We start from the raw sequence: 24,818 nt of genomic DNA, 5'->3' as shown, positions 1-24,818 counted from the left end.
CAGTGCGACCCGGGGGGAGTCTCAACGATGTTGATCACGGCGAGGGGAAGCTCACATCACAACTTGAAGCTTTCCTTTTCGTATCGTGCCTGGCCGGCGGCCCGGAGCCACGTCCGTCGGCCGGCGCACCACCGCGACGTGCCGGGCCCGCACCGGCACCCGCTACAGCCCGTGCAGCGCCCCGCCGTCGACCGGCACGGTCACCCCGGTCAGGTAGCTCGCCGCCGGGGACAACAGGAACGCAGCCACCTGTCCGAACTCGTGCGGCTCGCCCAGCCGGCGCAGCGGGATCGCGCCCCGGGCCACGGCCTCGGCGCGCTCCGGGTCCCCGGTCGCGGCCAGCAGCTCCTGGTTGCGCTCCGTCTTGATCCGGTGCGGCAGCAGGCTGAGCACCCGGATCCCGTGCGGCCCGTACTCGCGGGCCATGTCCTTGGCGACGCCCGCCAGCCCCGGCCGGAGCCCGTTGGAGACGCCCAACCCGTCGATCGGCTCGCGGACCGAGGACGACAGCACGAAGCCGATCACGCCGCCGGTGGTGAGCTGCTTGGCGGCCGCCCGGGCCATCCGGACCGAACCGAGGAACACGGTCTCGAACGCGTCCCGCCACGCGTCGTCCTCCGTGCCGGCGGCGGTGCCCCGGGCCGGGCCGCCGACCGAGATCAGCACCCCGTCGAGCCGGCCGAACCGCTCCAACGCCGCGCCCAGCAACAGATCCGGCGTACCCGGGTCGGCCAGGTCCGCCGCGACACCCACCGCGCTCTCCGGGCCGAGGGTCGCGACGGCCTCCTCCAGCCGGCCGTGGCCGCGCGAGGACAGCACCACCCGGGCGCCGTCGGCCACGAGGGCCTGCGCCGTGGCGAATCCGAGGCCCCGGGAACCCCCGGTGATGACATAGACGCGGTGCCGCAGTCCGAGATCCATGCGCCGACCCTACCGGCGGACGGAGGGCGGGTGCCGGACCGTACAGAATGCTGGTCTTAAAGCTTTCTAAAGAGGTTTGCGGACCGCGCCCTCGACGAGATCGAGCACCGGACCGAGGTCGTCGGCGGGGCGGCCCATCGCGAGGTGCATGACCAGGCCGTCGTAGGCCAGTTCGAGAAAACGCTGCAAGGTCTCGACGGGTACGTCCTCGCGGAGCACCCCGGCCTCGCGCTGCCGGTCGAGCCGGTCGCGGGTGGCCTGGGCGATGGCGCCCGACCGCTCGGCCCACTGCTCGCCGAACTCCGGGTCGGTGCGCAGCCGGCGGGTCACCTCGAGCTGGGTGCCGAGCCAGCCGACCACGTCGGGGTTGCCGACCAGGTCGCGCATCACCTGGACCAGCCCGTTCTGGGCGACCGTCACCGCCATCTCGGCCGCGTCGTCGGCGGCCACGGCGAGGAAGAGCGAGTCCTTGTCGCGGAAGTGGTGGAAGATCGCGCCCCGGGACAGCCCGGTCTCCTCCTCGAGGCGGCGCACCGTGGCGCCCTCGTAGCCGTACCGCGCGAAGCAGGCCCGCGCGCCGGCGAGGATCTCGTGGCGGCGGGCCGCGAGCTGATCCTGGCTGACTCTGGGCACAGGGTGATCGTGACATGCCGTAGTGCTTATTGCAATCCGTACGTACGGCTTGCAAGGTGTACCGATGAAGATCGTAGATCCGAGTGTACGGGTGGCACAGCTGGCCGACGAGCTACGGGCCATCGCGGCCACCTCGTTGTACTTCAGCAAGGATCCCCACGACCGCGCGCGCTTCGAACAGATCCGGATCGTCGCCGCGGAACTGACGGCCGTCGTCGACCGGCGCGACGCGGCCGAGATACAAGCGATATTCGCGGACGACCTCACTCCGCGTACTCCACTCGCGGGCGCCGACGCCGTCATCTTCGACGCGGCCGGCCGGTTGCTGATCACCGACCGGGCCGACGGCCGGGGCTGGTGCGTGCCCGGCGGGCTGGTCGAGGTGGGGGAGTCCGCGTCCGAGGCGGCGGTCCGCGAGGCGTACGAGGAGGTGGGGCTGACCGTGCGCGCCACGGAACTCCTCGCCGTGTACGACAACCGTAAGGTGTTACCGCCCGGGACAGCCCATGTTTTTCACCATGTGCACCGGTGCGAGGTCGTCTCGGGGGAACCTGTCACGACGCACGAGGTGCGGGATTTCGGGTGGTTCCATGAGTCCGAAATCGACAAACTGACGTTCTTTTCGCTCCATGCCACCCTCGTCCGGGACGCCTTTCGCGGCGGCGGACAAACGCTGTTCCACTGACCGGCTCTGTTGCGCCGCGCGAAACTGGCGTAACGTCCCGCGCGTGCCGCTGCTACTCCTCGACCTGGACAACACGCTGGTCGACAGAACCGGCGCGTTCCGATTGTGGGCAAAGGAATTCCTGCCCGTGATCGGCGCGCCGGACGCCGACCTGGAGTGGCTCATGAAGCTGGACGGCGACGGGTTCACCCCGCGCGAGGAGGTCGCCTCGGCGATGCGCGCGCGGTACCTGCTGGACGCCGCCGTCGAGGACATCGTCGCCGAACTCCACATGGGCGTCGTCGAGCACACCCGCCTCGACCCGCTGATCGCCTGCGCCCTGCAGATCGCCGACCGGGCCGGCTGGATGCCCGTCATCGTCACCAACGGCACCCAGCGCCAGCAGGAGGCCAAGATGCGCAGGGTCGGCCTCGAAAGGTATGTGGCCGCCTGGGTCATCTCCGAGGAGGTCGGGGTGCGCAAACCCGACCCGCGGATCTTCGAGGCCGCCGCGAACCGGGCCCGGCACCGGCTCGACGGCGCGTGGATGATCGGCGACAACCCGGCGGCCGACATCGGCGGGGCCACCCGGGCCGGGATCCCGAGCGTGTGGATCAGCCACGGGCGGCACTGGGAGGAGCCCCGGTTCGCGCCGACGGAGATCGCGGGCAACTGTCTGGCGGCCGTGTACAAGGTGCTGGCGGCCTGACGGAAGTGCCGATGCGCGCCGGGTGAGTGGCGCGGCGTAACCCTCTCGTGGTGTTGATCTGGCCCTTGATCTGAGGCAGGGCAAGCGAAAGGCCGACCCGGCGGGACGAGTGCCCCGTGGGTCGGCCTTCCGTGCATGACTAGCTGGCCGCGCGCACCATGCCCCGCAGGACGTACTGCAGGATGCCGCCGTTGCGGTAGTAGTCGGCCTCGCCCGGGGTGTCGATCCGGACGACCGCGTCGAACTCCACGCCGTCGGCCTTCACGTGCACCGTCTCCGGGATCCCGCCGTCGTTGAGCGCCGTGACCCCGGTGATCTCGAAGGTCTCGGTGCCGGTCAGGCCGAGCGACTCGGCGTTCTGGCCCGCCGGGTACTGCAGCGGCAGGACGCCCATGCCGATCAGGTTCGACCGGTGGATCCGCTCGTAGGACTCGGCGATGACGGCCTTGACGCCCAGCAGCGCGGTGCCCTTGGCCGCCCAGTCCCGCGAGGAACCGGAGCCGTACTCCTTGCCCGACAGGATGACCAGCGGCACGCCGGCCGCCTGGTAGGCCTGCGACGCGTCGTAGATGCTCTCCACGGCGCCGGACAGGAAGTTCGTGGTGAAGCCGCCCTCGGTGCCGGGCGCGATCTGGTTGCGCAGCCGGATGTTGGCGAACGTGCCCCGGATCATCACCTCGTGGTTGCCCCGCCGGGAACCGTAGGAGTTGAAGTCGCGCCGCTCGACGCCGTGCTCCGCCAGGTACTTGCCCGCCGGGGAGTCGGCCTTGATCGTGCTGGCCGGCGAGATGTGGTCGGTGGTGACCGAGTCGCCGAGCTTGGCGAGCACCCGCGCGCCGGCGAAGTCCACGACGGGCGTGGTCTCCATCGTCATGCCCTCGAAGTACGGGGGCTTGCGCACGTAGGTCGACTGCGGGTCCCACGCGAACGTGTTGCCGGTCGGGGTGGGCAGGCCCTGCCACTTCTCGTCACCGGCGAACACGTCGGCGTAGGAGTCGGCGAACTGCGCCGGGTCGATCGCGGAGGCCACGACCTCGTTGATCTCCTGCGCGCTCGGCCAGATGTCGGAGAGGAACACCGGCTGGCCGTCCGAGCCCGTGCCGAGCGGCTCGGTGAGCAGGTCGATGTCCATCGTGCCGGCCAGGGCGTACGCGATGACCAGCGGCGGGGACGCCAGGTAGTTCATCTTGACGTCCGGGTTGATCCGGCCCTCGAAGTTGCGGTTGCCCGACAGGACCGAGACGACGGTGAGGTCGTGCTCGTTCACCGCCGCGCTGGCCTCCGGCAGGATCGGGCCGGAGTTGCCGATGCAGGTGGTGCAGCCGTAGCCGACCAGGTTGAAGCCGAGCTTCTCCAGGTACGGCGTGAGGCCCGAGCGGTCGTAGTAGTCGGTGACGACCTTGGAACCGGGGGCCAGGGTGGTCTTCACCCACGGCTTACGGGTCAGGCCCTTGTCCACCGCGTTGCGGGCCAGCAGCGCCGCGCCCAGCATGACCTGCGGGTTCGACGTGTTGGTGCACGAGGTGATGGCGGCGATCACGACGTGGCCGTGGTCCAGCTCGTAGCTGTTGCCGTCGGTGCCGGTGACCGTGACCTTCTTGGACACCCGGCGCTGCATGACGGTGGCCGACTCGTGCGGCCCGCTGTGCCCGTTGGTGCCGTGGAACGCCGGGGAGTCGCTCGCGGGGAAGGACTCGGCGGACGCCTCGTCCAGGCCCGACTCGACGCCGTCGGTGCCCACGTAGTCGACCAGGGCGGCGCGGAAGCCGGCCTTCGAGGTCTTCAGCGGGACCCGGTCCTGCGGGCGCTTCGGGCCGGCGATCGAGGGCTCGATCGTGGACAGGTCGAGCTCCAGGCGCTCCGAGTAGTTCGGCTCGGACGCCGGGTCGTGCCAGAGGCCCTGGGCCTTCGCGTACGCCTCGACCAGCGCGGTCTCCTCGGCGGACCGGCCGGTCAGCGTCAGGTACTTGATGGTCTCGTTGTCCAGCGGGAAGATCGCGACCGTCGAGCCGTACTCCGGGGACATGTTGCCGATCGTGGCCCGGTTGGCCAGCGGCACGGCGGTGACGCCCGGCCCGTAGAACTCGACGAACTTGCCGACGACGCCGTGCTTGCGCAGCATCTCGGTGATCGTGAGCACCAGGTCGGTGGCGGTCACCCCGTCGGGCAGCTCGCCGGACAGCTTGAAGCCGACGACCTTCGGGATCAGCATGCTGACCGGCTGGCCGAGCATGGCGGCCTCGGCCTCGATGCCGCCGACGCCCCAGCCGAGCACGCCCAGGCCGTTGACCATGGTGGTGTGCGAGTCGGTGCCGACGCACGAGTCCGGGTACGCCACGCCGTCGCGGACCATGACCGTGCGGGCCAGGTGCTCGACGTTGACCTGGTGCACGATGCCGGTGCCCGGGGGCACGACCTTGAACTCGTTGAACGCGGTCTGGCCCCAGCGCAGGAACTGGTAGCGCTCGCGGTTGCGCTCGTACTCCAGCTCGACGTTGCGGGCGAAGGAGTCCGGCGCGCCGAACAGGTCGGCGATCACCGAGTGGTCGATGACCAGCTCGGCGGGCGCGAGCGGGTTGACCTTGGTCGGGTCGCCGCCCAGGTCCACGACGGCCTCGCGCATGGTGGCCAGGTCGACCACGCACGGCACGCCGGTGAAGTCCTGCATCAGCACCCGGCCCGGCGTGAACTGGATCTCCACGCTCGGCTCGGAGCTGGGGTCCCACTCGCCGAGGGCCCGGATGTGGTCGGCGGTGATGTTCGCGCCGTCCTCCGTGCGGAGCAGGTTCTCCAGCAGGATCTTCAGGCTGTAGGGCAGCCGCTCGTGACCGGGGACAGCGTCCAACCGGTAGATGTCGTAGGCCGCGTCACCGACCTCAAGTCGGCTCTTCGCACCGAAGGTGTCGAGGCTCGCCACGTCGTACTCCTCAGTCATGGGATCTTCGTGCAGTCTCCCGCACCGACTGCTCCGTGCGGGTCTTAGGGTCCTCTACGCTCACGCAAACCGTACGTCCGTCTTGCTAAATCCGCAACTCGACGCCAGACTGTGGGACATGACCCTGCATCACGTACAGCTTGCCTGCCCGGCGGGCAGCGAGGACACGCTTCGGGGGTACTACGTCGGCGTCCTCGGCTTCGTCGAGCTCCCCAAGCCCCCCGCCCTGGCCGTGCGCGGCGGCGCGTGGTTCCGCTCGCCCGGCGGCGCCGACCTGCACCTCGGGGTGGAGGAGGACTTCCGCCCGGCCCGCAAGGCGCACCCGGCCCTGATCTGGCCGGACCTCGACGCCCTGGCCGAGAAGATCCATTCCGCCGGGTACGAGGTGACGTGGGGCGAGGACGAGGTGCCCGGGATGCGCCGGTTCCACACGTTCGACGTGCTGGGGAACCGGTTGGAGTTCGTGGCGCCGGGCTAGGCCGGGCCCGGCCCGGTGCTCCCGGTTGCGCCGCAGTTCAGGTTGCGCCGCGGGTCAGGCTGCGCCGAAGGTCGGGCCGCGCGCCCCGCGCGGTCGCGCGCCCGGTCAGGCCACGATCTCCAGCGCGCTCTGGGTGCGGGCCGGCCCGCCCGCGTCCACGTCCGCGCGGGCCAGCCTCAGCCGGCGCACGACGTCGACCAGCTGCGCCTCCGGCAGCGTGTACGGCAGCCGGACGAACCGTTCCATCAGCCCGTCCAGGCCGAAGCGCGGCCCGGCCGCCACCCGGACCCCGCGCCCCTCGGCGGCTGCGGCCAGGGCCGTGCTCACCGGCGCGTCCAGCTCGACCCACATCGACATCCCGCCGGTCGGCACCGTGAACCGCCAGTCCGGGCACTCGGCGCGCAGCGCGGCGACCAGCGCGTCCCGCCGGGACAGCAGGGTGGCCCGCTGGGCCGGGATGATCTCCTCGGCGCGGGCGACCAGCCGGCCGGCGACGAGCTGTTCCAGGACGGGGGAGCCCATGTCCGCGCCGACCCGCAGCGCCGCCAGCCGCTGGATGACGGGGCCGGCCGCCCGGATCCAGCCGATCCGCAGGCCGCCCCAGTACGCCTTGCTCATGCCGCCGAGCGTGATCACCCGGGAGTGCCGGTCGAACGCGGCCAGCGGGAGCGGCATGTCCTCGCCGGTCAGGGACAGCTCGGCGAACGTCTCGTCGACCACCAGGTCCGCGCCGACCGGGTGCGCGGCGGCGGCCAGGCGCTCCCGGGTCTCCGCCGGCATCAGGTGTCCGGTCGGGTTGTGGAAGTCCGGCAGCAGGTACGCCACCCGGGGCCGGACCTGCCGGAGCGTCGCGATCAGCTCGTCGCCGTCCCAGCCCGTACCCGGCAGGCCGTAGCCGGCGACCCGGGCGCGGTGCGCGGTGAGGGCGACGAGCGCGTTGGCGTAGGTCGGGACCTCGACCAGGGCCGGCTCGCCCGGGGACAGCAGGAGCCGCAACGTCAGGTCGAACGCCTGCTGCGCCCCCGTCGTGATCATGATCTGCTCGGGGCTCGTGGGCAGCCCCCGGGCCGTGTACCGCTCCGCGACCGCCGCCCGCAGCGGGGCCAGCCCGGTCGGCGTGTACCCCGAGCCGTTCGCGAACCGGGGCAGCTCCTCGACGGCCTCCCGCGCGGCGTCGGCGAGCTGCGGCGGGGCGGGCAGCGCGGCACAGCTCAGGTCGAGCACGTCCTCGTCGGCCCCCGCGTCCGACCACAGGCCGCTGCTGCCGATCCGGTGCCCGTCGGGGACGGAGGTCCAGCTGCCCGCGCCCTGCCGGCTGGTGAGGAAGCCGGACTCGCGCAGCCGCCGGTACGCCGCCGTGACCGTGGTCCGGCTCGCGCCCAGCACCAGGGCCGCCTCGCGCTCGGCGGGCAGCCGCACGCCCGGCGGCACCCGGCCGTCGAGGACCAGGCGGTGCACGGCCCCGGCGAGGGCCAGGTAGTCGGCCTCCCGGCTGCGCCAGTCACCGAGCAGCCGGGCGAACTGGGTGGCGCTGAGCATGCGTTTCAAGGCCAGTACCCCGCAATTGGCTCTTTAATTGGGCTGGAATGGCCTTAAGAATGGCATGCATGAAGGACCTCGGCAAGCGCTTCGCCCAACTGCAGCTCGGCCTGGTGATCTACGGCGTCAGCATGGCCCTGATGATCCGCGCGCACCTCGGCACCATGCCGTGGGACGTGTTCCACCAGGGTGTCGCCGTGCAGACCCACCTGCCGTTCGGGTGGATCGTGGCCGGTACCGGGGCGCTGGTCCTGCTGCTCTGGATCCCGCTGCGGCAGAAGCCCGGGGTCGGCACCATCAGCAACGTGCTCGTGATCGGCTTCGTCGCCGAACTCACCCTGCGGATCATGCCCGAACCGGGGCCGCTGCCCGTCCGGATCGGCCTGCTGCTGTCCGGGGTGGTGCTCAACGGGCTGGCCGGCGGGCTGTACATCGGCGCGCGGCTCGGCCCCGGCCCCCGCGACGGGCTGATGACCGGGCTGGCCGCGAAGACCGGGAGGTCGATCCGGCTGATCCGCACCCTGATCGAGATCGCCGTGGTGACCAGCGGCTGGCTGCTCGGCGGCACGCTCGGCATCGGCACCCTGCTGTACGCGGTCGCGATCGGGCCGCTCGTGCAGTTCTTCCTGGCCCGCCTCACCGCGCCGACGGCCCGCCTGGCGGCGCCCCCGACCCGGGAGGCCTGAGACCACCGTCCCGAACGATCCGGGACCGGCGTCCCGGGAGGCCTGGGACCAGCGTCCCGAGGGACCCGAGACCACCGTCCCGGGCGGGTCGCGCCCACTCGCGCCCCGCCCGGGACGGTCCGCCGCCAATCCCGAACGTTCCCGAACGCTCTCGACCCTTCCGACTGGTCATTTGATTCGATGTGAACGTTTACATTGTCCACATGGGAGTGGTGGACAGCGTGGACGTGCGGGACCGGGTCGGGGAACTGCTCGCGGCCGGGACCCGGGTGGTGAACCTGGTGGGGCCGGTCGGGATCGGGAAGTCCCGGCTGATGGCGGAGCTGGCCGGGCCCGGCGGCGCGGTGGGTCGGCCCGGGACGTCCGGGACCGGCGGGCCGTCCACGGTGCCCGGTGCGGACACCACCCCGACCGACCCGTTCCACGACGTCCGGTTCGCCGACGAGGTCAACGACGAGGCCGCCGTCGCCCGCCTCACCCTGCCCGCCGGCCCGCTCGTCGTCGCCAGCCGCCGACCGCTGCCCGCCCACCGGTCCTGGGACCCCGAGATCCCCGTCGCCGTCGTGCACGTCGAGCCGTGGCCGGACGCCCGGATCGCCGAACTGGTCGCCGCGTCCGGCGTCGACGACCCGGCCTCGACCCGCAACGTCGTCCGGCTGTCCGCCGGCGTCCCGCTCCTCGCCCGCGAACTGTGCCGGGCCCTGCGCGCCGCCGAGATGGCCGACGCGCCCGGGGCCGTCGTGCACGCCGCCGTGGCCGGGGTGCTCCGCCGGCTCGCCGTCGAGGACGCCGGCACGGAGGAGGCGCTCCTGCTGCTCGCCACGGTCGGCCAGGCCGACGGGGACCTGCTGACCGTGCTCGGCGCGGGGCCGGCGTTCGCCGCGCTCGCCGAGTCCAGCGTCGTCGTCGCGGTGGCCACCGGGCTGGCGGTGGCGGAGCCGTACCGGACGGTCTTCGACCTCGCGCACGAGTGGCGCTCGCCGGTCGGGCACCGCACCGCCGCGACCCGGGCCGCCGCGCACCACGGCCGGCTGCTCGCCACCGAGCACAGCGACCGGGCCCGGGCCGACCGGGTCGCCCAGGCCCTGTTCCTCACCGTCCCCGACCCGGCCCGCCGGCTGTTCCGGCCCGTCACCGCGCCCGCGCACGTCCGGCCGGCCGGACCGGGCGACGCCGACGACGTCGCCCGGCTGGTGCGGCGCTGGGCCCGGTGGGGCTCGTTGGGCGCGCGGCGGACCGAGCGGCTGCTCGACGGGTGGATGCGGACCACCCCCGACGGGTTCCACCTGGTCTGCGACCGGGAGGGGCACGCCGTGGGCCTCGCCAACGTGTTCCCGGTGACCGACCGGGCCATGGCGACCATGGAACCCCTGCTCCAGCAGCACACCGCGGTACTCACCCCGGGCAAGGGCGCCTTCATCGGCCTCGCCACCTACGACGACCGGCAGCCGGCCGCCCGGGCCGCCCTGTTCCGGTTCCTGCTCGCCATGGGCATCCAGCACAACGGGATGGTGATCTCGACCCCGTCGCGGGAGTACCAGCGGCTGGCCGCCGGGCTCGGGCTGCACGCGCACGGCGCCACCCGGGACGACGTTCTGGACTGCGGCCGACCCAACCAGGTGTACTCGCACGACTTCGAGACCGAGAGCCTGCCCCGCTGGCTGGACCGGCTGCGCGGCCCCGGGCTGGCCCCCGTGGTGCCCGACGACGCCGGCTGGGTGCTCCGCCAACTGCGCGAGGCGCTCGACCACGTGCACGAGCCGCTCGCCCTGGCCCGCAGCCCGCTGCTCGCCGTGGCCGGCGGACCCGGGTCGCTCCGGGACCTGCTGGTCGGCGCGATCGGGGAGCTCCAGGCCGGTCCGGCGGCCGCCGACGTGGAGGCGGGGGAGATCCTCGCCCGGTACTACCTGGAACGGCGGGGCGGCCACGAGCACATCGCGATGCGCCTGCACCTCAGCCGGGCCACGTACTACCGCCGGCTGCACCACGGCCTGGCCCGCCTCGCCCGTCCATTCGTCGTCCAGTCGCGCTGAGCACACTCCCCGCAGGCCAGCGCGTTCCCGTACCCGGCTGAGGTTCCACTATGGACCTCGTGCCGTCATGCTGGTCGATGGTCGCGCAGGCGCCCGTCACCGAACCCAGAGGAGACACCCATGTCCCGACTGTCCAGATCCGTCAGCGCGGTAGCCCTCGTCGCGGGCGTCGCCGGGGCGATGCTGGTGGGCGCGGCCCCCGCCCAGGCCGCGGGCACGCTGACGGCGTCCCAGTACTGCGAGTCCATCCGCAACAGCATCTTCTGCGAGGCCATCGTCGCCGGGGGCACGGCGCCCTACACGATCAAGTGGCACTACAACGGCTACTACTTCCCGCAGCACGACAACAAGACGTACGTGTCCTGGGGCTGTCAGCCGTACACCACGCCGCAGTCGAAGATCGTCGTCACCGACGCGACCGGCGCGAGCGTCACCAGCATCACCAACCGCCGCTGCACCGGCGGGGCGCCGTAACCGTCAGCACCGGGTGAGCAGGAGCCGGGCGTCCTCCAGCAGGTCGCCCGGCGCCACCCCGAGTTCGCGGCGGAGGGCCACCCGGGCCCGGCGGTAGACGGCGACGCCCGCCGCGCGCTGGCCCAGGGCGTGCAGCACCCCGATCAGCCGGGCCTGCGCGCCCTCGTCGAGCGGCCGGTCCCGGGCGTCACGCTCCACAAGGGCGAGAGCCTCTCCGGGGGTACCGGCGGCGATGGCGGCGGCCGCGTACCAGCCCAGGACGAGTTGGCGGTCCGCGTCCAGGCCCGCGACGGCCGGGCAGTGCGCGAGTTCGGCGAGCACCGGGGCCCGGCACAGGTCCAGGGCCCGCGCGCACAGTTCCAGCACCCGGCCGGGATCCCCCGGGCCGGCCGTTCTCGCGGCGCGCGCCTCGCGGACCAGGTGCCGGAACAGCCACACGTCCACGTCGCGGTCGCCGAGCCCCAGGGCGTACGCGTCCGTGCCCGGCACGCTCGGCAGGACCGCGCTCGGCGTCCACCGCACCCGGTCCGGTTCCAGCGCCCGCCGCAGCCGCCGCACGTACGTGTGCACCACGTTGCGGGCGCACCGGGGCGGATCGGCCGGCCACAGGGTGTCCACCAGCTCCGCGACCCGGACCGGCCGGCCGCCGCCGAGCGCGATCAGGCCGAGTACGGCGCGCTGCCGGGCCGGGCCGAGCGGCACCTCGGCGGGGCCGTCCCAGGCGGCGACCCGACCGAACAGTTCGAGGCGTACGGCGGACACGGGGCCTCCAGTGGCGAGGTGTACTCGCGCCACCGTACGGAGTCCCGGGGCCGCCGCCGTCTCAGAAGCGTCTTGGAACCGTCTCAGGCCGTGGCGGGACCGTGCCCGGACTCGCTGACCGGCGTCCGGCCCGGGTATCCGGCCGCACCCCGGCGGGCACTCCGACCGGGGTCAGCCGAGGAACTTGGCCAGGGTGGCCTGGAGCGCGGCCGGGTCGAGCTGCCCGTTCGGGCTGGATTCGTCGACGAGCGCCGGCACGACCTGGCTGAGCGTGTCGCTGACCTGCTCGGGCGTCGCACCCGTCTCGGCGGCGATCTCGTTGACCGTGTCCGGGCCGAGGGCGTCGGTGAGCTTCTGGGCGTCCAGGGGCTCGTTGGCACCGGTGCCGATCCAGGACTGGAGCTGGTTGCCCAGGCCGGCCGCGTCGAGCTGGCCGACGAGCCCCTTGCCGCCGCTGCCGCCCAGTACCCCGCCGAGGATCTTGCCCAGGTCGATGCCGCCGCCACTGCCCCCGGAGCCGCCACCCAGCACGCTGCCGAGGATGCCGCCGAGGTCGATCCCGCCCGGCCCGGCCGCCGCCGGCGCCGCCCCGTTCGCCGCGCCGCCGAGCTTGCCGGCGAGCAGCTTCGTGACCAGCGCGAGGATGATCTGCTGGGTCATCGGGTTCTTCAGGATTTGCTGCAGGTCCATGGGTTGCTCCAGGTTCGAGTGAAATGCCGCCTACCGACCCTAGGCCGTACGGGTGCAGCGGACATGCGAAACGCCCCGGGAGCGTGCTCCCGGGGCGTCGTGTCGCAGCGCCCGATCGGCCCGGCCGCGGGGCCGGGACCAGCCCGGCGCGGTGGCCGGACGCGGTGCGGTCTAGCCCGGCAGGCGGGGGCCCGCCTCGCGCTGGGCGGCCATCCACGACTCCACCTCGGCGGCGGTCCGGGGCAGCCCGGCCGACAGGTTGACGGAGCCGTTCTCGGTGACCTGGATGTCGTCCTCGATCCGGACGCCGATCCCGCGCAGCTCGGCGGGGACCAGCTCGTCCTCCGCCTGGAAGTACAGCCCCGGCTCGACGGTCAGCACGTAGCCGGTGTCGAGCTTGCCGTCGGTGTACATCTCCTTGCTGGCGTGCGCGCAGTCGTGCACGTCGAGGCCCAGCATGTGGCCGAAGCCGTGCAGGGTCCACCGGCGGAAGTACTGCGCGTCCGCGCTGAGCGCCTCCTCCACGGAACCCGGCAGCACCCCGAGGTCGCCCAGGCCCTCGGCGAGCACCCGGTTGCAGGTGTCCCGGATCTCCTTGTACTCCACGCCCGGCTTGACGGCGTCGATCCCGGCCTGCTGCGACGCGTACACCACGTCGTAGACGGCGCGCTGGAGGTCCGTGAACCGGCCGGACACCGGCAACGTACGCGTGACGTCGGCGGTGTAGAGGTTGTTGTTCTCGACGCCCATGTCCATCAGCAGCAGGTCGCCCGGCTGCGTCCGGCCGTTGTTGCGGGTCCAGTGCAGGATCGTGGCGTGCGCGCCGTTGCCGACGATCGAGCCGTAGCCCACGTCGTTGCCGTCGTGGCGGGCCCGGAGCGCGAACACGCCGTCGAGCAAGCGCTCGGACACGGCCCGGTCGGCCGGCAGGATCCGGGTGACGTCCTCGAAGCCGCGCACCGTGGCGTCGATCGCGTCCTGGAGCTGCGCGATCTCCCACGCGTCCTTGACGAGCCGCAGCTCGGAGAGCACCTTGGCCAGCTCCGCGTCGCGGGCGGCGTCGGTGACCAGCACCGCGCCGTCGACGGCGGCGTCGTAGCCGCGCAGCACCCGGGTCCGCCCCGGGGCCAGGTCGGCCAGGGCCTTCGGCAGGTCCGCCAGGTCGGCCGTCGGCAGGCCCAGCTCGGTGGTCTTCTCCGCCAGGGTCTGCCGGCGGCCCACCCACAGCTCGCCGTGCTGGGCGTTGCGGAAGAAGGCGTCGGTGTCCTTGGGCGAGCGGGGCCGCACGTACAGCACCGCGTCGTGGCCCGTGGCGGTCGGGTGCAGGATCAGCACCGACTCGGGGTCGTGCTCGCCGGTGAGCCACATGAAGTCGCTGCCCGGGCGGAAGGGGTAGTCGGTGTCGTTGGCCCGGACCTGCTCGCGCCCGGTCGGGACGACCAGGTTCTCGCCGGGGAAGGCGGCGGACAGCTGGTCCCGCCGGCGCGCGTGGTGCGCCGACTGGGGGAGGGCGAGCACGTTCAGAGGGGATTCCGCCCAGCCGGTCCGCATGAACTCCAGGAACTTCTCCGGGAACATCGGGTCGTGGCTGCGCTCACCCTCGGGGCGCTCTTCGGTCATCTGGGGGCTCCTCGCGGTAGTACGGCTAGAGCCAAGGTACCCCTTACGGGCCGGTAATGTTCCACTGCTTCATAACAGTTGTTCGGTACTTTGCGACACACGTGCTGTCAGGCCCGCGCCGCCCCGCCGATGTCACCGCAGCCGCGCGTCCACGATCATCATCAGGTCCTCGCGGACGTCCTCCAGCGCCCGGTCCGGCGAGTGCACGAGCCAGTCCAGTGCGACCGCCAGCACCACCCCGAACAGGGCGGACGCCCCGAACCGGACATCGACCCGCTTGTCGAACTCGCCCGCGTCCACCCCGCGCTGGATCACCTCGGCGATCGCCGTGACCGCCTCGTCCCGCAGCGCGTGCAGGGTGGGCGTCCACTCCCGGTTCGTCCGCCACATCTCCGCCATCAGGAGCTGGGCGAACTCCTGGTACCGCTGGATGTAGCGCAGCTGGGCCGTCGCCACCGCGTGCACCCCGTCCGGCCCCGACAGCCCCTCGGCGGCGGCCCGCAGCTCGGCCGTCAGCGCGCCCAGCCCGTACCGGAGCAGCTCGGTGAACAGCACCGGCTTGGAGGTGAAGTTGTAGTACACGGTGCCCTTGGCGACCCCGGCGGCGGCCGCGATGTCGTCCACGGTGGTCGCGGAGTAGCCCCGCTCGGCGATCAGCGTGACCGCCGCGTCGAACAGGCGTTGCCGGGTGGACTCGCGTCGGCCCATCGTCGCTCTCACATCTGGAGGTCGGGGTGCAGTTTGCTCGGGGTGAGCCGCCGCGACCGGCGCAGCACCAGGGTGGTCAGCCCCAGCGCCCCGGCGGTGAAGGCGATCAGCACGAACACAGCCTGCCACACCGGACCGGCCGCGCCGCCGTTGATCAGGTGCCGCAGACCCCGCACGACATAGGTCATCGGCAGGTACGGGTGCAGCGCGCGCAGGAACGCCGGCGACGTCTCGATCGGGTACGTGCCGCCCGACGACGTGAGCTGCACCATCAGCAGCATCAGGGCCAGCACCCGGCCGGCCGCGCCGAGCTTCGCGCCGATCAGTTGCAGGATCGCGGTGAACGCGCCCACGGTCAGCACCAGCAGCCCGACCGCCGCCCACGGCCGCACCAGGTCCAGCCCCAGCGCGAAGTGCAGCACCGCGAGCAGCACCGTGCCCTGCACCAGCCCCACGGCGAACCCGGGCAGCCAGCCCGCGAGGGCCACCCGCCAGGCGGGCGCGCCGGACGCCAGGTGCCGGGAGTTCACGGGCCGCAGCAGCATGTACGCGAGCATCGCGCCCACCCACAGGGCCAGGGCGATGAAGTACGGCGAGAAGCCGACCCCGTACGTGGCCGCCGCGTTCTTCGCGGAGCGCTGCAGGGCCACCGGGTCGCCCATGATGTCGGAGCGCTGGGCGCGCGCGTCGGCGTCGTACCCCGGGATCCTCCCTTCGGCGTCCGTCAGCCCGGTGGCGAGCTTGCCGGCCCCGTCGTGCAGGGTGACCAGGCCGCCGGCCAGCTCGGACGCGCCGCCGGACAGGGTGCCGACCCCGGAGTCGAGCTGCCGGGCGCCGGTGGACAGCCGGTAGAGGCCGCCGGAGAGTTCCTTCATGGCCCCGGTCGCGCTGGTCACCCCGGTGTGGATCTGGGTGGCCCCGGTGGCGATCTGCTCGGACGCGGTGGCCAGCGCGTTGACGGACGCCCGGGCGCCGGCCACGTCGTCGGCGAGGTGCGGGGCGGCCTGCTGGAGCGCGCGCGCCTTCGTGGCCACGTCGCGCAGCTTCGTCTTCAGCGCCGTGAACGCCCCCGGGTCGGTGTTCACCGCCGACTGCACGGCCTTCGCGGCGTCCACGGTCTTGTTGGCGGAGTCGAGCGCGGCGACGTAGGTGGAGTCGGACTTCAGCTCCGGCTTCTCCTCGCCGAGCTTGACGACGTTGCGCTGGACGGCCCCCGCCTGGGTGGTCGCGTCCGTGACGAGGTTCGGCAGGGTGTCGAGCTTGTTCGCGATCAGCTCCGCCCCGTCGGCGACCGCGCCGGCCGCCGTGGCCAGGTCCCCGCCGTGCTCGCGGAGGAACGGCTCGACCGTGTCGGCCGCCCCGGACAGCTTCGTGGCCAGCGCCCGGTTGCCGGCCGCGAGCTTCGTCGTGCCGTCGGCGAGCTGACCGGTACCGGCGTTCAGGGTCACCAGGCCGTCGGTGATCCTCTTGGCCCCAGAGTTCGCGCTGGCCAAGCCCTCGGCGAGCTGGCTGCTGCCGGCGTGCGCCGTGCCCAGCCCGCCGTCGAGCTTGCTCGCCCCGTCGCTGAGCCTGCCGGAACCGTCGTCCAGCCGCCCCGCGCCGTCGGCCGCGTCCCCGATGCCGGCCTTGAGTTCCGAGACACTCAACAACATCTTGTCCAGGTACTTCTTCGTCGTCTTCCCGCTCGCCCCCGCCCGGATCTCCGTGAACGCCGAGCGCGCCAGCATCCCCGACAGGTAGTTCGTCGCGTCGTTGGTGACCACGGACAGCTCCCCCCGGCGCGGGGCCGAGGCGGTGTCCGACGGCGAGTTCAGCGACGCGGAGAAGTCCTTCGGAATCGTGAACACCAGGTGGTACGTGCCGTCGTCGAGCCCCTTCGCCGCGTCCTTCGCGTCGGTGACCTTCCAGCCGAAGACCTGCCGGTCGATCAGGGTCTTCTGCAGGTCGGCCCCGGCGTCGACGTCCCCGGCCCGCACATCGGAGTTCACGATCGCGACGGGAATCCGCTTGAGCTGCCCGTACGGGTCCCAGAAGGCCCACAGGTACAGCGCCCCGTACAGCAGGGGCACCAGCATCAGCACGACCATGGCGGCCCGGGTGAGCCGGGCGCGCATGAACCGGCGCAGCTCGAACCTCGCCAGCGTGAACATCACTTCTCCTTGGTGAGGGTGAGAACGTGGTCGGCCACGGGCGACGGCTCGCGGCTGACGGCGACGACGGCGGTCCCCGCGTCGGCGACCTCGCGCACCATGCCCCAGAACGCCGCCTGCTCCTCGCCGGTCAGCGCGGTGTCCACGTCGTCGACGACGATGACCCGGGGCCGGCCGAGCAGCGCCAGCTCCAGGCAGAGCACGTGCCGCTGGAACGGGGACAGGTCCCGGGCCAGGGTGCGGTCGGTGTTCCGCTCGCCCCGGCGCCCGAGGAGCACCCGGCGCTCGCGGAAGTGCTCGCCGACGGTCAGCGCGGGCTCGGGCTCGTGCACCCCCGGCACGTACCCCAGAGCGAGGTGTTTCCAATGCTGTTTCGGCAGCGTCAGGGTGCCGTGGTTGGTCGTGAACCGCCCGGCCAACGCCAGCAGCAGCGAACTGCGCCCGCTCGCGGCCGGACCGGCGACGCAGATCAGCTCGCCGGGGTGCACGGACACGGTCACGTCCCGGAACACCCAGCCCCGGCCGGTGCGCAGGCCGAGGTTGTGCGCGGAGACGACGGGCAGCGGGGCGCGCTCGACGATGCCCTCGGCCTCCTCGACGACCCCGGACTCGTCCACGTCCTGGGGGACCGCGGTCTCCTCGGTCTCGGGCTCCACCGCACACTCCTTGAACTGACCGGTCAGTACAAAAACCAAGGTATGTGGGGGCGGAGGTTCCTGTCCAGCCGAGTGACGATAGTCATGGGCTACCGCCACGTCACCGTTGTGCCCTTGACATATGAATGTGCCGTTCATCCGGATCCCTGCCCCCGGGAGGCGTCCGGCGCCGGCAAACGCGCATTCGGCCCGCGTCGCCCGCGCGCTCGTCGACACTGGTGGGATGACGGTGCGGCGGTCGGCGCGCCGAACTCCCGGTGCGCGCCTCCGCACCCCGGAGGTCGGGCGGTGAGAACCCTGGGATCGCGCTACGTGCTGCTCGGGATCATCGCCACCTACGTACTGGTCATCCTCGGACCGGGCGAGAACGCGTCGGCGCCCGTGCGGGTGGCGATCCTGGGCGCGCTGCTGGCCGTCACGGTGCGGGCCCGCAGAGCGAGCCAGGGCTGGGCCGGCGCGGCGCTCGGACTCGGCGTCGTGCTGTGCGCGGCGACCGTCCTGGTGGGGCTGTCGGGAAGCGAACGGGCCCACGCGGTCCTCGCCGGGTCCGCGACGACGCTGCTGGTCGCCGGAATGATCGTCGCCGTGGGGCAGGCGGCCCTGACGTCCAGGGCCGTCGACGGCGCGACCCTGCGCGGTGTGTTGTCCGTGTACCTCCTGCTGGCCCTCCTGTTCGGCGCCGTGCACCAGGTCGCCGGCCAGTTCGTCGACGGCTACCTCCACGGTGTCCAGGGGCCGCCGGACCTGTCGACGGCGCTGTACTTCAGCGTCATCACCCTGACCACCATCGGATACGGGGACATCACGCCCGGCTGTGACGTCGCCCGCGCGGTCGCGGTCACCGAGGCACTGGTGGGGCAGCTGTACCTGGTGTCCGTCGTGGCCAGGGTCGTCTCGGGCTACCGGACCCCCGACACCTCCGACCCCAGCCGGGACGAGCCTTGAGCGCGCTGCGGGGCGCGGGCGCCGTGGTCGCGCTGCTGGTTCTGCTGGTGCTGCCCACGGCCGCGCTCGCCCGCCTGGCGGCCACGGACATCGCGGTCGGGTTCCTCCTCGGCGCCGTGCTGTTCGGACCCGTCCGGCTCCGGCACCCGCCCCGGGTGGCGGTGCTCACCGGCGCCTGCGCGGCCGGGGTCGTGACCCTCGCCAGCCTCGTCGGAGGGCACCCGTGGGTGTTGGCGGCACTCGTCGCGCTGGCCACGTTCGCGGCGGGGCTGTCGGCACACTGGGGGCTGCACAGCGCCGCCGTGCTCGTACCTGTCGCGGCGGTCGTCCTGCACGCCCCCGCCCCGCCCGGGCATGCCCTGGGGCTGGGCGTCGCCGTGTTCGCCGGCACCGGATACGGCCTGGTCCTGCTCGGCAGGCTCCCACTGCCCCCACCGGCACCCGACGAGGTGTCCCCGTTGCGGGGAGCCGTCGTGTTCGGACTCGTGCTGGCACTGCTCACCGGCCCGGCGACGCTGGTGACGTCCGCCGCCGGCGTGCCGCACGGCTACTGGGTGGCGTTGACGGTTCTGATGGTCGTCCAGCCCTCCCTGGAGGCCTCCAGGGAACGGGCGGTCGCCAGGATCCTCGGCAGTACCCTCGGTGCGGTCGCCGCCGCCGTGACCGCCTCGGTGATCACGAACAACGAGGTGCTTGTCGGCCTCGGCCTGGTCTTCAGCGTGGCCTCCGTCGGGGCCGCCCGCAACTACGCCCTCAAGAGCGCCCTGCTGACCATGTCCATCGTCCTGCTCGTCGGCGGCCACGACAGCGGGGAGTCCACGGCCCTCCTCCGGCTGGGGCTCACCGTGATCGGCGGCGTCGCCGTCCTCGCCGCGTGTTTTCTGCTCCCGTGGGTCGCGGGACTGTTCGACCGGGACGACGCCTGATCCGTGGTGGCCGGCGCGGGTCGGGCGCCGGCCACCGGAGACGGTGCGTTACAGCTCGAAGCCCGTGGGGAACGGGTCGCGCGGGTCGAGGAGGTACTGCGCCATCCCCGTGATCCACGCCCGCCCCGTCACGGTCGGCACCACCGCCGGGTACCCCCCGACGGTCGTCTCCTCGACCAGCCGGCCGATGAACCGGGTCCCGATGTAGGACTCGTTGACGAAGTCCTCGCCGAGCGCCAGTTCCCCGCGCGCCCACAGCGACGCCATCCGCGCGGACGTGCCCGTGCCGCACGGCGACCGGTCGAACCACCCGGGGTGGATGGCCATCGCGTGCCGGGAGTGCTTCGCGTCGGAGCCGGGCGCGGCCAGGTACACGTGGTGCACGCCCGCCATCGTCGGCAGCAGCGGGTGGGTCGGCGGCGGGATCGCGCCCATGATCGCCAGGCCGGCCCGCAGCAGCTCCTCCTTGGCGGAGCGCTCGAACGGCAGGCCCAGTTCGTCGAGCTGGACGATGGCGTAGAAGTTGCCGCCGTACGCCAGGTCGTAGCGGACCTCGCCGTAGCCGGGGACGTCGACCGTGGCGTCCAGGGCCACCGAGAACGCGGGCACGTTGGTGAACGTGACCGACTCCACCCGGCCGTCGCGGACCGCCACCGAGGCGACGACCAGGCCGGCCGGCGTGTCCAGCCGGACCGTGGTGACCGGCTCGGTGACGGGCACCATGCCGGTCTCGACCAGGACCGTCGCCACGCCGATCGTGCCGTGCCCGCACATCGGCAGGCAGCCGGACACCTCGATGAACAGCACCCCGAAGTCGGCGTCGGGCCGGGTCGGGGGCTGCAGGATCGCACCCGACATGGCGGCGTGGCCGCGCGGCTCGTTCACCAGGAACTGCCGGATGTGGTCCAGGTTCTCGATGAAATGGGTACGGCGTTCCGCCATCGTCGCGCCCGGGATCACGCCCATCCCGCCGGTGATCACCCGGGTGGGCATGCCCTCGGTGTGCGAGTCGACGGCGGTCAGGTACCGGGAGAAGTTCACGCGACGAACCCCATTCCGCTCAGCCCGCCCGCGCTCATCGCTGCGCCAGGTACGAGATCGCCTTGTCCATGTCGGCCTTCACCTGGGCGGTCTGGGTCTCGTCCAGCGGCCCGCGCGGCGGCCGGCACGCCCCGCCGACCCGCCCGACGAGCTCCTGGCCCAGCTTGATGGCCTGCACGAACTCGGTCCGCGAGTCCCAGCGGAACGCGGCCACCAGCGGCTCGTAGATCGCCCGGGCGCCGGCCACGTCGCCCGCGGTCGCGAGCTGGTACAGCTCCACCGACTCCTTCGGGAACACGTTCGGGAAGCCGGCCAGCCAGCCGACGGCGCCCATCAGCAGGCTCTCCAGGACCACGTCGTCGGCGCCGGACACCACGTCGAGCCCGGGGGCCGCCTCGCGGATCTCCAGGACCCGGCGGACGTCGCCCGAGAACTCCTTCACCGCGACGATGTTGTCGAGGGTGGCGATCTCGGCGAGTACCGAGGGCGTCAGGTCGACCTTCGTGTCGATCGGGTTGTTGTAGACCATCACGGGCAGCCCGACCTTCGCGATCTCGGCGAAGTGCGCGACGACCTCGGAACGGTTCGCCCGGTACATGGTCGGGGGCAGGGCGAGCACGCCGTGCGCCCCGGCCTCGGCGGCCTGCTCGGTCCACAGCCGCGCCTGGTGCGAACCCGGGGCGGACACGCCGGCCACCACGACCCCGTTGGTGCCGACCGCGGCCACGGCGGTGCGGACGACCTGCGCGCGCTCCTCGTCGGTGAGGGACGAGTACTCGCCGAGCGACCCGTTCGGCGTCACGCCCCGGCAGCCGTTCGCGACGAGCCACGCGCAGTGCTCGGCGTACGCGTCGTGGTCGACCCGCAGTCCGGCCGGGGCGGAGGCGTCGGAGACGTAGGGCAGGGTGGTGGCGACAATGACGCCGCGCAGATCCGTGGTCATGAGGGGTCCTTTGCTGAGGCGAGGTCGCCGAGGGTGATGGGGGTTGCGATGGGTCGGTGGTCGGCGGGTGGCAGCCCCGCCAGGTCCGCGACGTTGCGGCCGCAGACCCGGCCCTGGCACCAGCCCAGGCCGGCCCGGGTGCACAACTTGAGGGTGCGCAGGCCGGTGACCTGGTCGGCGAGGGCCGCGCGCAGCGTGCCGCACGTGACCTCCTCGCACCGGCAGACCAGGGTGTCTTCGTCGAGCCAGGTCCGCCAGCCGGGCCGCACCGGGTACACGGCGTCGAGTGCCGCCGCGAACCGGGTGTGGGTGGCCCGCTGCCTCGCGGCGGCCGGGTCGGGGGCGGCCCCGGCGGCGGCCAGCCCGGCGAGGCGGCCCTCGGCGGCGGACAGTGCCGCGCCGCCGATCCCGGTGAGCTCGCCGGCCGCGTAGACGCCGGGGACGGTGGTGCGCTGGGTGGCGTCGACCCGGACGAAGGCCTGGCCGGAGCCCTGGGCCGAGGTCCGGGCGGCGGTCCGGCCAGTGCTCCGGCCCGTGGTCCGCGCGGCGGCCTGGCCCGGGGTCCCGGTGACGGTCGTTCCGTCGGTGCGGTCGAAAGCCTCGCTGACCTCGCCGACCTCGCAGCCCAGGGCCGTGGCCAGCTCCAGTTGCGGGGTGAAGCCGTAGCCGACCGCGACCGCGTCCACCACGACCGTGCGGGTCGACGCGACCGTCCAGTCCGGACGGAGCTTCGCGACGGTGGCGGCCTCCACCCGGTCGGTGCCGTGCACGGCGACGATGGCCTGCCCGTAGCGGACGAGGGTGCCGTGCCGGGCCAGGACGGCGTTGTAGCGCGCCGCCTCGGCCAGCTTCGCGGGGACCCGCAGGAGATCGGCCGGCCGCCGCAGCCAGCCGCCGGCGATCCGGTTGGCCTCCAGAACCCCTTCGAGGTGTACGCCGGCGGCCAGCAGCCCCGCCGCGACCGGCAACAGGAACGGCCCCGTCCCGCCGACGAGCATCCGCGCGCCCGGCCGGACCCGCTGCCCCTTGACCAGCGCCTGGGCGGCCCCGGCGGTGTACACCCCGGGCAGGTCCCAGCCGGGGAACGGCACGGCCCGGTCGTACGCGCCCGTCGCGAGCACCACCGTGGGCGCGGTGACCGCGCCGCCGGACCGGCCGTCGGTGAGCAGGTGCAGCACGTGTCCGGGGTGCCCGTCCGGCCGGCCGGACGCGGGCTCGGCGGCCCAGACCGTGGTGTTCGTCCGGTGCTCGATCCGGCTGTGCGCGACGATCCGGGCGATCAGGTCGGCGGCGGCCCGCTGGTCGGGGTGCGCCCGTTCGGGGTGCGCGGCCCGGAAGCTCCCCGGCAACTGCCGGTGGTACTGCCCACCGGGCCGGGCGTGGGCGTCCAGCAGCAGGACGCGGGCCCCGGCGTCGGCGGCGGCGAGCGCGGCGTGCAGCCCGGCCGGCCCGGCCCCGACCACGACGACGGTGTGGCCGAGCGCGGGGGAGCCGCTCGACGCCGTGTCCGGTCCGACCGCGGTCGACACGGCAGGAGGGGCTGCGCTGTCGGAGTGCGAGGGGGCAGAGGCCGCCGGGGTGCCGGCGACCTGCGGAGTGGTGGCCTGGCCGGAGTGGGTCCGGATCGCGTCGCCGTCGGAGACCGAGCGCAGGCAGGCCCGCACGTCCGGTTCGTCGTTCACGGTGACCAGGCAGTCGAAGCACGCCCCGATCCCGCAGAACACGCCCCGGGGCCTCCCGCCGAACCGGGTGCTCCGCCAGGCGGCCCGACCGTCGGCGATCAGGGTCGCGGCGACGGACTCGCCGTCCCGGGCGACCACGGGCGCACCGTCCACGGTGACGGTCACCGCCGCGGCGTCCACCCCGACGGGATCGTTCGGGATCCGTGTCACGCGAACCTCCCGGGGGCGAAGGGGGCCGGGTCGACGGTCGGGGTGCCGCCGGTCATCAGGGCCGCGAGCAGCGCGCCGGTGGCCGGGGCCAGGCCGATGCCCGCGCCCTCGTGCCCGGTCGCGTACCACAGCCCCGGGTGCCGGGGGTCCTCGCCGATCACGGGCAGGTGGTCGGGGGCGTACGGCCGGAAGCCGCCGTAGGCGCGCATCACGCGTACCCCCGAAAGGGTCGGGAAAAGGGAGACCGCGCCCTGGGCGAGCACCCGCAGCGCCGCCACCCGGATGGTCGCGTCGAAGCCGATCCGTTCGCGGGTGGAGCCGATCAGGATCGGGCCGGCCGGGGTGCCCTCGACGACCGCCGACGCCTGGAGCCCCGCGTCGTCGCTGGCGACGGCGGCGAGGTAGCTGGCGTCGTAGACCTTGTGGCGCACGAGCGCGGGCACCGGGGCGGTGACCAGGACCATGCCGCGCCGGGGCTGGATGGGCAGGTCGGCCCCCGCGAGCGCGGCGACGGCGCCCGACCAGGGGCCGGCGGCGACGACGACCCGCGCGGTGGAGAGCGTGCCGAGGGTGGTGTGCACCGCGCGCCCCGGCTCGATCCCGGTGACCGCGGCCCCGGTCAGCAGGACCGCGCCGAGGCGGCGGGCGGCGGTGAGCAGGGCGGCCGTGGCGAGCACGGGCTGGACCTGGCAGTCCTGCGGGTAGTGCGCGGCGCCGGCGACGTCGCGGGTGAGGTGCGGTTCACGGTCGGCGAGTTCGTCGGCGGTGATGTCGCGGGCGTCGACCCCGACCTCGCGGTGGGTCTTCGTCAGGTGTCCGAGCGCGGTGGCGGCCTCGGGGGTGCGGGCGACGAGGATGCCGCCCTTGTCCTCGAGTTCGACCTCCGGGCCGAGGTCGAGGGCGTGCCAGCGGGTCAGGGAGTCGCGGGCCAGGTCCAGCTCCGGGCCGGGCGGCTTGTCGGAGACGAGGAGGTTGCCCTCGCCGCCGGACGTGGTGCCCCCGGCGAGCGCGCCCCGGTCGACGACGGTGACGGACAGCCCGAGCCGGGCCAGCTCATACGCCGTCGCGGCGCCGATGATGCCGGCCCCGATGATGACGACGTCGCTGTTCACCGTTCTCCTGTTCGCTACACCGAACGCTGCGTTCGACACAGTATGCCTGTCACATGTACTACGTCAAATATTACCGGCCGACGGGCGTCCGGTCACCCGTGCGCGCGGGCGACGGCCATACGCCAACTTATGGGACGCGGGGACCACCCGGACGCGCAAAGCGACAACTTCGCCCTCAGGGCCTGGGATCGCTTCTGTTCTTGATCTGACGTCTTGGCCCGCTGAGGGCCGGGAGCCGAAGGCGGAGGTGCGTCCGCATACCGGACGTGCCGACAACGCGCGGATCGTCGCCCTCAGCGGG

22 protein-coding genes are annotated in these 24,818 nt (G+C 73.2%); 8 read left to right on the top strand and 14 right to left on the bottom strand.

What is annotated here, in order from left to right:
- Positions 1 to 162 precede the first annotated feature (162 nt).
- Complete coding sequence (locus AB0M43_RS20555; RefSeq protein WP_363726887.1) at positions 163 to 921, bottom strand: SDR family oxidoreductase; 759 nt, start codon at positions 919 to 921, stop codon at positions 163 to 165.
- Between the two features lie 66 nt (positions 922 to 987).
- Positions 988 to 1,554 carry a helix-turn-helix domain-containing protein gene (locus AB0M43_RS20550; RefSeq protein ID WP_363726885.1) on the bottom strand — a complete coding sequence of 189 codons (567 nt, stop codon included), beginning with the start codon at positions 1,552 to 1,554 and terminating at the stop codon, positions 988 to 990.
- Positions 1,555 to 1,618: 64 nt separating this feature from the next.
- On the opposite strand from AB0M43_RS20550, the gene AB0M43_RS20545 reads away from it, so the two are divergent.
- Positions 1,619 to 2,239 carry an NUDIX hydrolase N-terminal domain-containing protein gene (locus tag AB0M43_RS20545; RefSeq protein ID WP_363726883.1) on the top strand — a complete coding sequence of 207 codons (621 nt, stop codon included), beginning with the start codon at positions 1,619 to 1,621 and terminating at the stop codon, positions 2,237 to 2,239.
- 43 nt (positions 2,240 to 2,282) lie between these two features.
- Positions 2,283 to 2,927 (top strand): HAD family hydrolase, encoded by a 645-nt coding sequence (locus AB0M43_RS20540; RefSeq protein WP_363726881.1) that lies wholly within the window; start codon positions 2,283 to 2,285, stop codon positions 2,925 to 2,927.
- A 139-nt stretch (positions 2,928 to 3,066) separates the two neighbouring features.
- Here the strand turns inward: AB0M43_RS20540 and acnA are convergent, their stop codons facing one another.
- Positions 3,067 to 5,862 carry an aconitate hydratase AcnA gene (acnA, locus tag AB0M43_RS20535; RefSeq protein ID WP_363726880.1) on the bottom strand — a complete coding sequence of 932 codons (2,796 nt, stop codon included), beginning with the start codon at positions 5,860 to 5,862 and terminating at the stop codon, positions 3,067 to 3,069.
- Between the two features lie 118 nt (positions 5,863 to 5,980).
- Here acnA and AB0M43_RS20530 point away from each other — a divergent pair, with 118 nt between their 5' ends.
- Positions 5,981 to 6,340: a glyoxalase gene (locus AB0M43_RS20530; RefSeq protein ID WP_363726878.1), complete on the top strand. Its 360-nt coding sequence runs from the start codon at positions 5,981 to 5,983 to the stop codon at positions 6,338 to 6,340.
- A gap of 105 nt (positions 6,341 to 6,445) precedes the next feature.
- On the opposite strand, the gene AB0M43_RS20525 is transcribed toward AB0M43_RS20530, so the two are convergent.
- On the bottom strand, positions 6,446 to 7,879 hold the full coding sequence (locus AB0M43_RS20525) for a PLP-dependent aminotransferase family protein (RefSeq protein ID WP_363727010.1): 1,434 nt from the start codon (positions 7,877 to 7,879) through the stop codon (positions 6,446 to 6,448).
- A gap of 68 nt (positions 7,880 to 7,947) precedes the next feature.
- On the opposite strand from AB0M43_RS20525, the gene AB0M43_RS20520 reads away from it, so the two are divergent.
- From AB0M43_RS20520 to AB0M43_RS20510, 3 genes are all read left to right on the top strand, one after another.
- On the top strand, positions 7,948 to 8,565 hold the full coding sequence (locus tag AB0M43_RS20520) for a hypothetical protein (protein WP_363726876.1): 618 nt from the start codon (positions 7,948 to 7,950) through the stop codon (positions 8,563 to 8,565).
- A gap of 203 nt (positions 8,566 to 8,768) precedes the next feature.
- Positions 8,769 to 10,598: a hypothetical protein gene (locus AB0M43_RS20515; protein WP_363726874.1), complete on the top strand. Its 1,830-nt coding sequence runs from the start codon at positions 8,769 to 8,771 to the stop codon at positions 10,596 to 10,598.
- 120 nt (positions 10,599 to 10,718) lie between these two features.
- The gene (locus AB0M43_RS20510) at positions 10,719 to 11,072 is read left to right on the top strand and encodes a hypothetical protein (RefSeq protein ID WP_363726872.1); all 354 of its coding nucleotides are present in this window, start codon (positions 10,719 to 10,721) and stop codon (positions 11,070 to 11,072) included.
- Between the two features lie 3 nt (positions 11,073 to 11,075).
- Here AB0M43_RS20510 and AB0M43_RS20505 read toward each other — a convergent pair whose 3' ends face one another.
- The 6 genes from AB0M43_RS20505 to AB0M43_RS20480 all read right to left on the bottom strand — a co-directional run bounded on the left by AB0M43_RS20505 (position 11,076) and on the right by AB0M43_RS20480 (position 17,658).
- The gene (locus tag AB0M43_RS20505; protein WP_363726870.1) at positions 11,076 to 11,834 is read right to left on the bottom strand and encodes a BTAD domain-containing putative transcriptional regulator; all 759 of its coding nucleotides are present in this window, start codon (positions 11,832 to 11,834) and stop codon (positions 11,076 to 11,078) included.
- A gap of 171 nt (positions 11,835 to 12,005) precedes the next feature.
- Complete coding sequence (locus AB0M43_RS20500; RefSeq protein ID WP_363726868.1) at positions 12,006 to 12,524, bottom strand: YidB family protein; 519 nt, start codon at positions 12,522 to 12,524, stop codon at positions 12,006 to 12,008.
- 171 nt (positions 12,525 to 12,695) lie between these two features.
- On the bottom strand, positions 12,696 to 14,144 hold the full coding sequence (locus AB0M43_RS20495) for an aminopeptidase P family protein (RefSeq protein ID WP_363726866.1): 1,449 nt from the start codon (positions 14,142 to 14,144) through the stop codon (positions 12,696 to 12,698).
- Positions 14,145 to 14,276: 132 nt separating this feature from the next.
- Positions 14,277 to 14,852, bottom strand: a complete 576-nt coding sequence (locus tag AB0M43_RS20490) for a TetR/AcrR family transcriptional regulator (protein ID WP_363726864.1) — start codon at positions 14,850 to 14,852, stop codon at positions 14,277 to 14,279.
- 8 nt (positions 14,853 to 14,860) lie between these two features.
- On the bottom strand, positions 14,861 to 17,002 hold the full coding sequence (locus AB0M43_RS20485; protein ID WP_363726862.1) for a YhgE/Pip domain-containing protein: 2,142 nt from the start codon (positions 17,000 to 17,002) through the stop codon (positions 14,861 to 14,863).
- Complete coding sequence (locus AB0M43_RS20480) at positions 17,002 to 17,658, bottom strand: ABC transporter ATP-binding protein (protein WP_363726861.1); 657 nt, start codon at positions 17,656 to 17,658, stop codon at positions 17,002 to 17,004. The genes AB0M43_RS20485 and AB0M43_RS20480 overlap by 1 nt, the downstream gene beginning before the upstream one ends.
- Positions 17,659 to 17,946: 288 nt before the next feature.
- On the opposite strand from AB0M43_RS20480, the gene AB0M43_RS20475 reads away from it, so the two are divergent.
- The gene (locus AB0M43_RS20475; protein WP_363726859.1) at positions 17,947 to 18,603 is read left to right on the top strand and encodes a potassium channel family protein; all 657 of its coding nucleotides are present in this window, start codon (positions 17,947 to 17,949) and stop codon (positions 18,601 to 18,603) included.
- Entirely contained in the window at positions 18,600 to 19,529 is a 930-nt protein-coding gene (locus AB0M43_RS20470; protein ID WP_363726857.1) for an FUSC family protein, read from the top strand. Before AB0M43_RS20475 ends, AB0M43_RS20470 begins: the two co-directional genes overlap by 4 nt.
- Positions 19,530 to 19,577: 48 nt before the next feature.
- Here the strand turns inward: AB0M43_RS20470 and AB0M43_RS20465 are convergent, their stop codons facing one another.
- The 4 genes from AB0M43_RS20465 to AB0M43_RS20450 are packed head-to-tail and all read right to left on the bottom strand — an operon-like array spanning position 19,578 to position 24,517.
- A complete protein-coding gene (locus AB0M43_RS20465; RefSeq protein WP_363726855.1) occupies positions 19,578 to 20,570 on the bottom strand; it encodes a proline racemase family protein in 993 nt (330 codons plus the stop codon).
- A 34-nt stretch (positions 20,571 to 20,604) separates the two neighbouring features.
- Complete coding sequence (locus AB0M43_RS20460) at positions 20,605 to 21,513, bottom strand: dihydrodipicolinate synthase family protein (RefSeq protein ID WP_363726853.1); 909 nt, start codon at positions 21,511 to 21,513, stop codon at positions 20,605 to 20,607.
- Positions 21,510 to 23,405, bottom strand: coding sequence for a 2Fe-2S iron-sulfur cluster-binding protein (locus AB0M43_RS20455; protein ID WP_363726851.1), 1,896 nt, complete (start codon positions 23,403 to 23,405; stop codon positions 21,510 to 21,512). Before AB0M43_RS20455 ends, AB0M43_RS20460 begins: the two co-directional genes overlap by 4 nt.
- Complete coding sequence (locus tag AB0M43_RS20450; protein WP_363726850.1) at positions 23,402 to 24,517, bottom strand: FAD-dependent oxidoreductase; 1,116 nt, start codon at positions 24,515 to 24,517, stop codon at positions 23,402 to 23,404. Before AB0M43_RS20450 ends, AB0M43_RS20455 begins: the two co-directional genes overlap by 4 nt.
- Between the last annotated feature and the right edge of the window lie 301 nt (positions 24,518 to 24,818).

The organism is Longispora sp. NPDC051575, from assembly GCF_040681875.1.
In the GTDB taxonomy this organism is placed as follows: Bacteria; Actinomycetota; Actinomycetes; order Mycobacteriales; family Micromonosporaceae; genus Longispora.
Note: the sequence above shows the minus strand (reverse complement) of the source record. Positions and strands in the feature narration are given on the sequence as shown.

Bases quoted from the DNA above. Each gene is read 5' to 3' on its own strand.
- AB0M43_RS20555 (WP_363726887.1), bottom strand. From the start codon at position 921: ATGGATCTCGGACTGCGGCACCGCGTCTATGTCATCACCGGGGGTTCC.
- AB0M43_RS20545 (WP_363726883.1), top strand. From the start codon at position 1,619: ATGAAGATCGTAGATCCGAGTGTACGGGTGGCACAGCTGGCCGACGAG.
- acnA (WP_363726880.1), bottom strand. From the start codon at position 5,862: ATGACTGAGGAGTACGACGTGGCGAGCCTCGACACCTTCGGTGCGAAG.
- AB0M43_RS20530 (WP_363726878.1), top strand. From the start codon at position 5,981: ATGACCCTGCATCACGTACAGCTTGCCTGCCCGGCGGGCAGCGAGGAC.
- AB0M43_RS20525 (WP_363727010.1), bottom strand. From the start codon at position 7,879: ATGCTCAGCGCCACCCAGTTCGCCCGGCTGCTCGGTGACTGGCGCAGC.
- AB0M43_RS20520 (WP_363726876.1), top strand. From the start codon at position 7,948: ATGAAGGACCTCGGCAAGCGCTTCGCCCAACTGCAGCTCGGCCTGGTG.
- AB0M43_RS20515 (WP_363726874.1), top strand. From the start codon at position 8,769: ATGGGAGTGGTGGACAGCGTGGACGTGCGGGACCGGGTCGGGGAACTG.
- AB0M43_RS20510 (WP_363726872.1), top strand. From the start codon at position 10,719: ATGTCCCGACTGTCCAGATCCGTCAGCGCGGTAGCCCTCGTCGCGGGC.
- AB0M43_RS20500 (WP_363726868.1), bottom strand. From the start codon at position 12,524: ATGGACCTGCAGCAAATCCTGAAGAACCCGATGACCCAGCAGATCATC.
- AB0M43_RS20495 (WP_363726866.1), bottom strand. From the start codon at position 14,144: ATGACCGAAGAGCGCCCCGAGGGTGAGCGCAGCCACGACCCGATGTTC.
- AB0M43_RS20490 (WP_363726864.1), bottom strand. From the start codon at position 14,852: ATGGGCCGACGCGAGTCCACCCGGCAACGCCTGTTCGACGCGGCGGTC.
- AB0M43_RS20485 (WP_363726862.1), bottom strand. From the start codon at position 17,002: ATGTTCACGCTGGCGAGGTTCGAGCTGCGCCGGTTCATGCGCGCCCGG.
- AB0M43_RS20460 (WP_363726853.1), bottom strand. From the start codon at position 21,513: ATGACCACGGATCTGCGCGGCGTCATTGTCGCCACCACCCTGCCCTAC.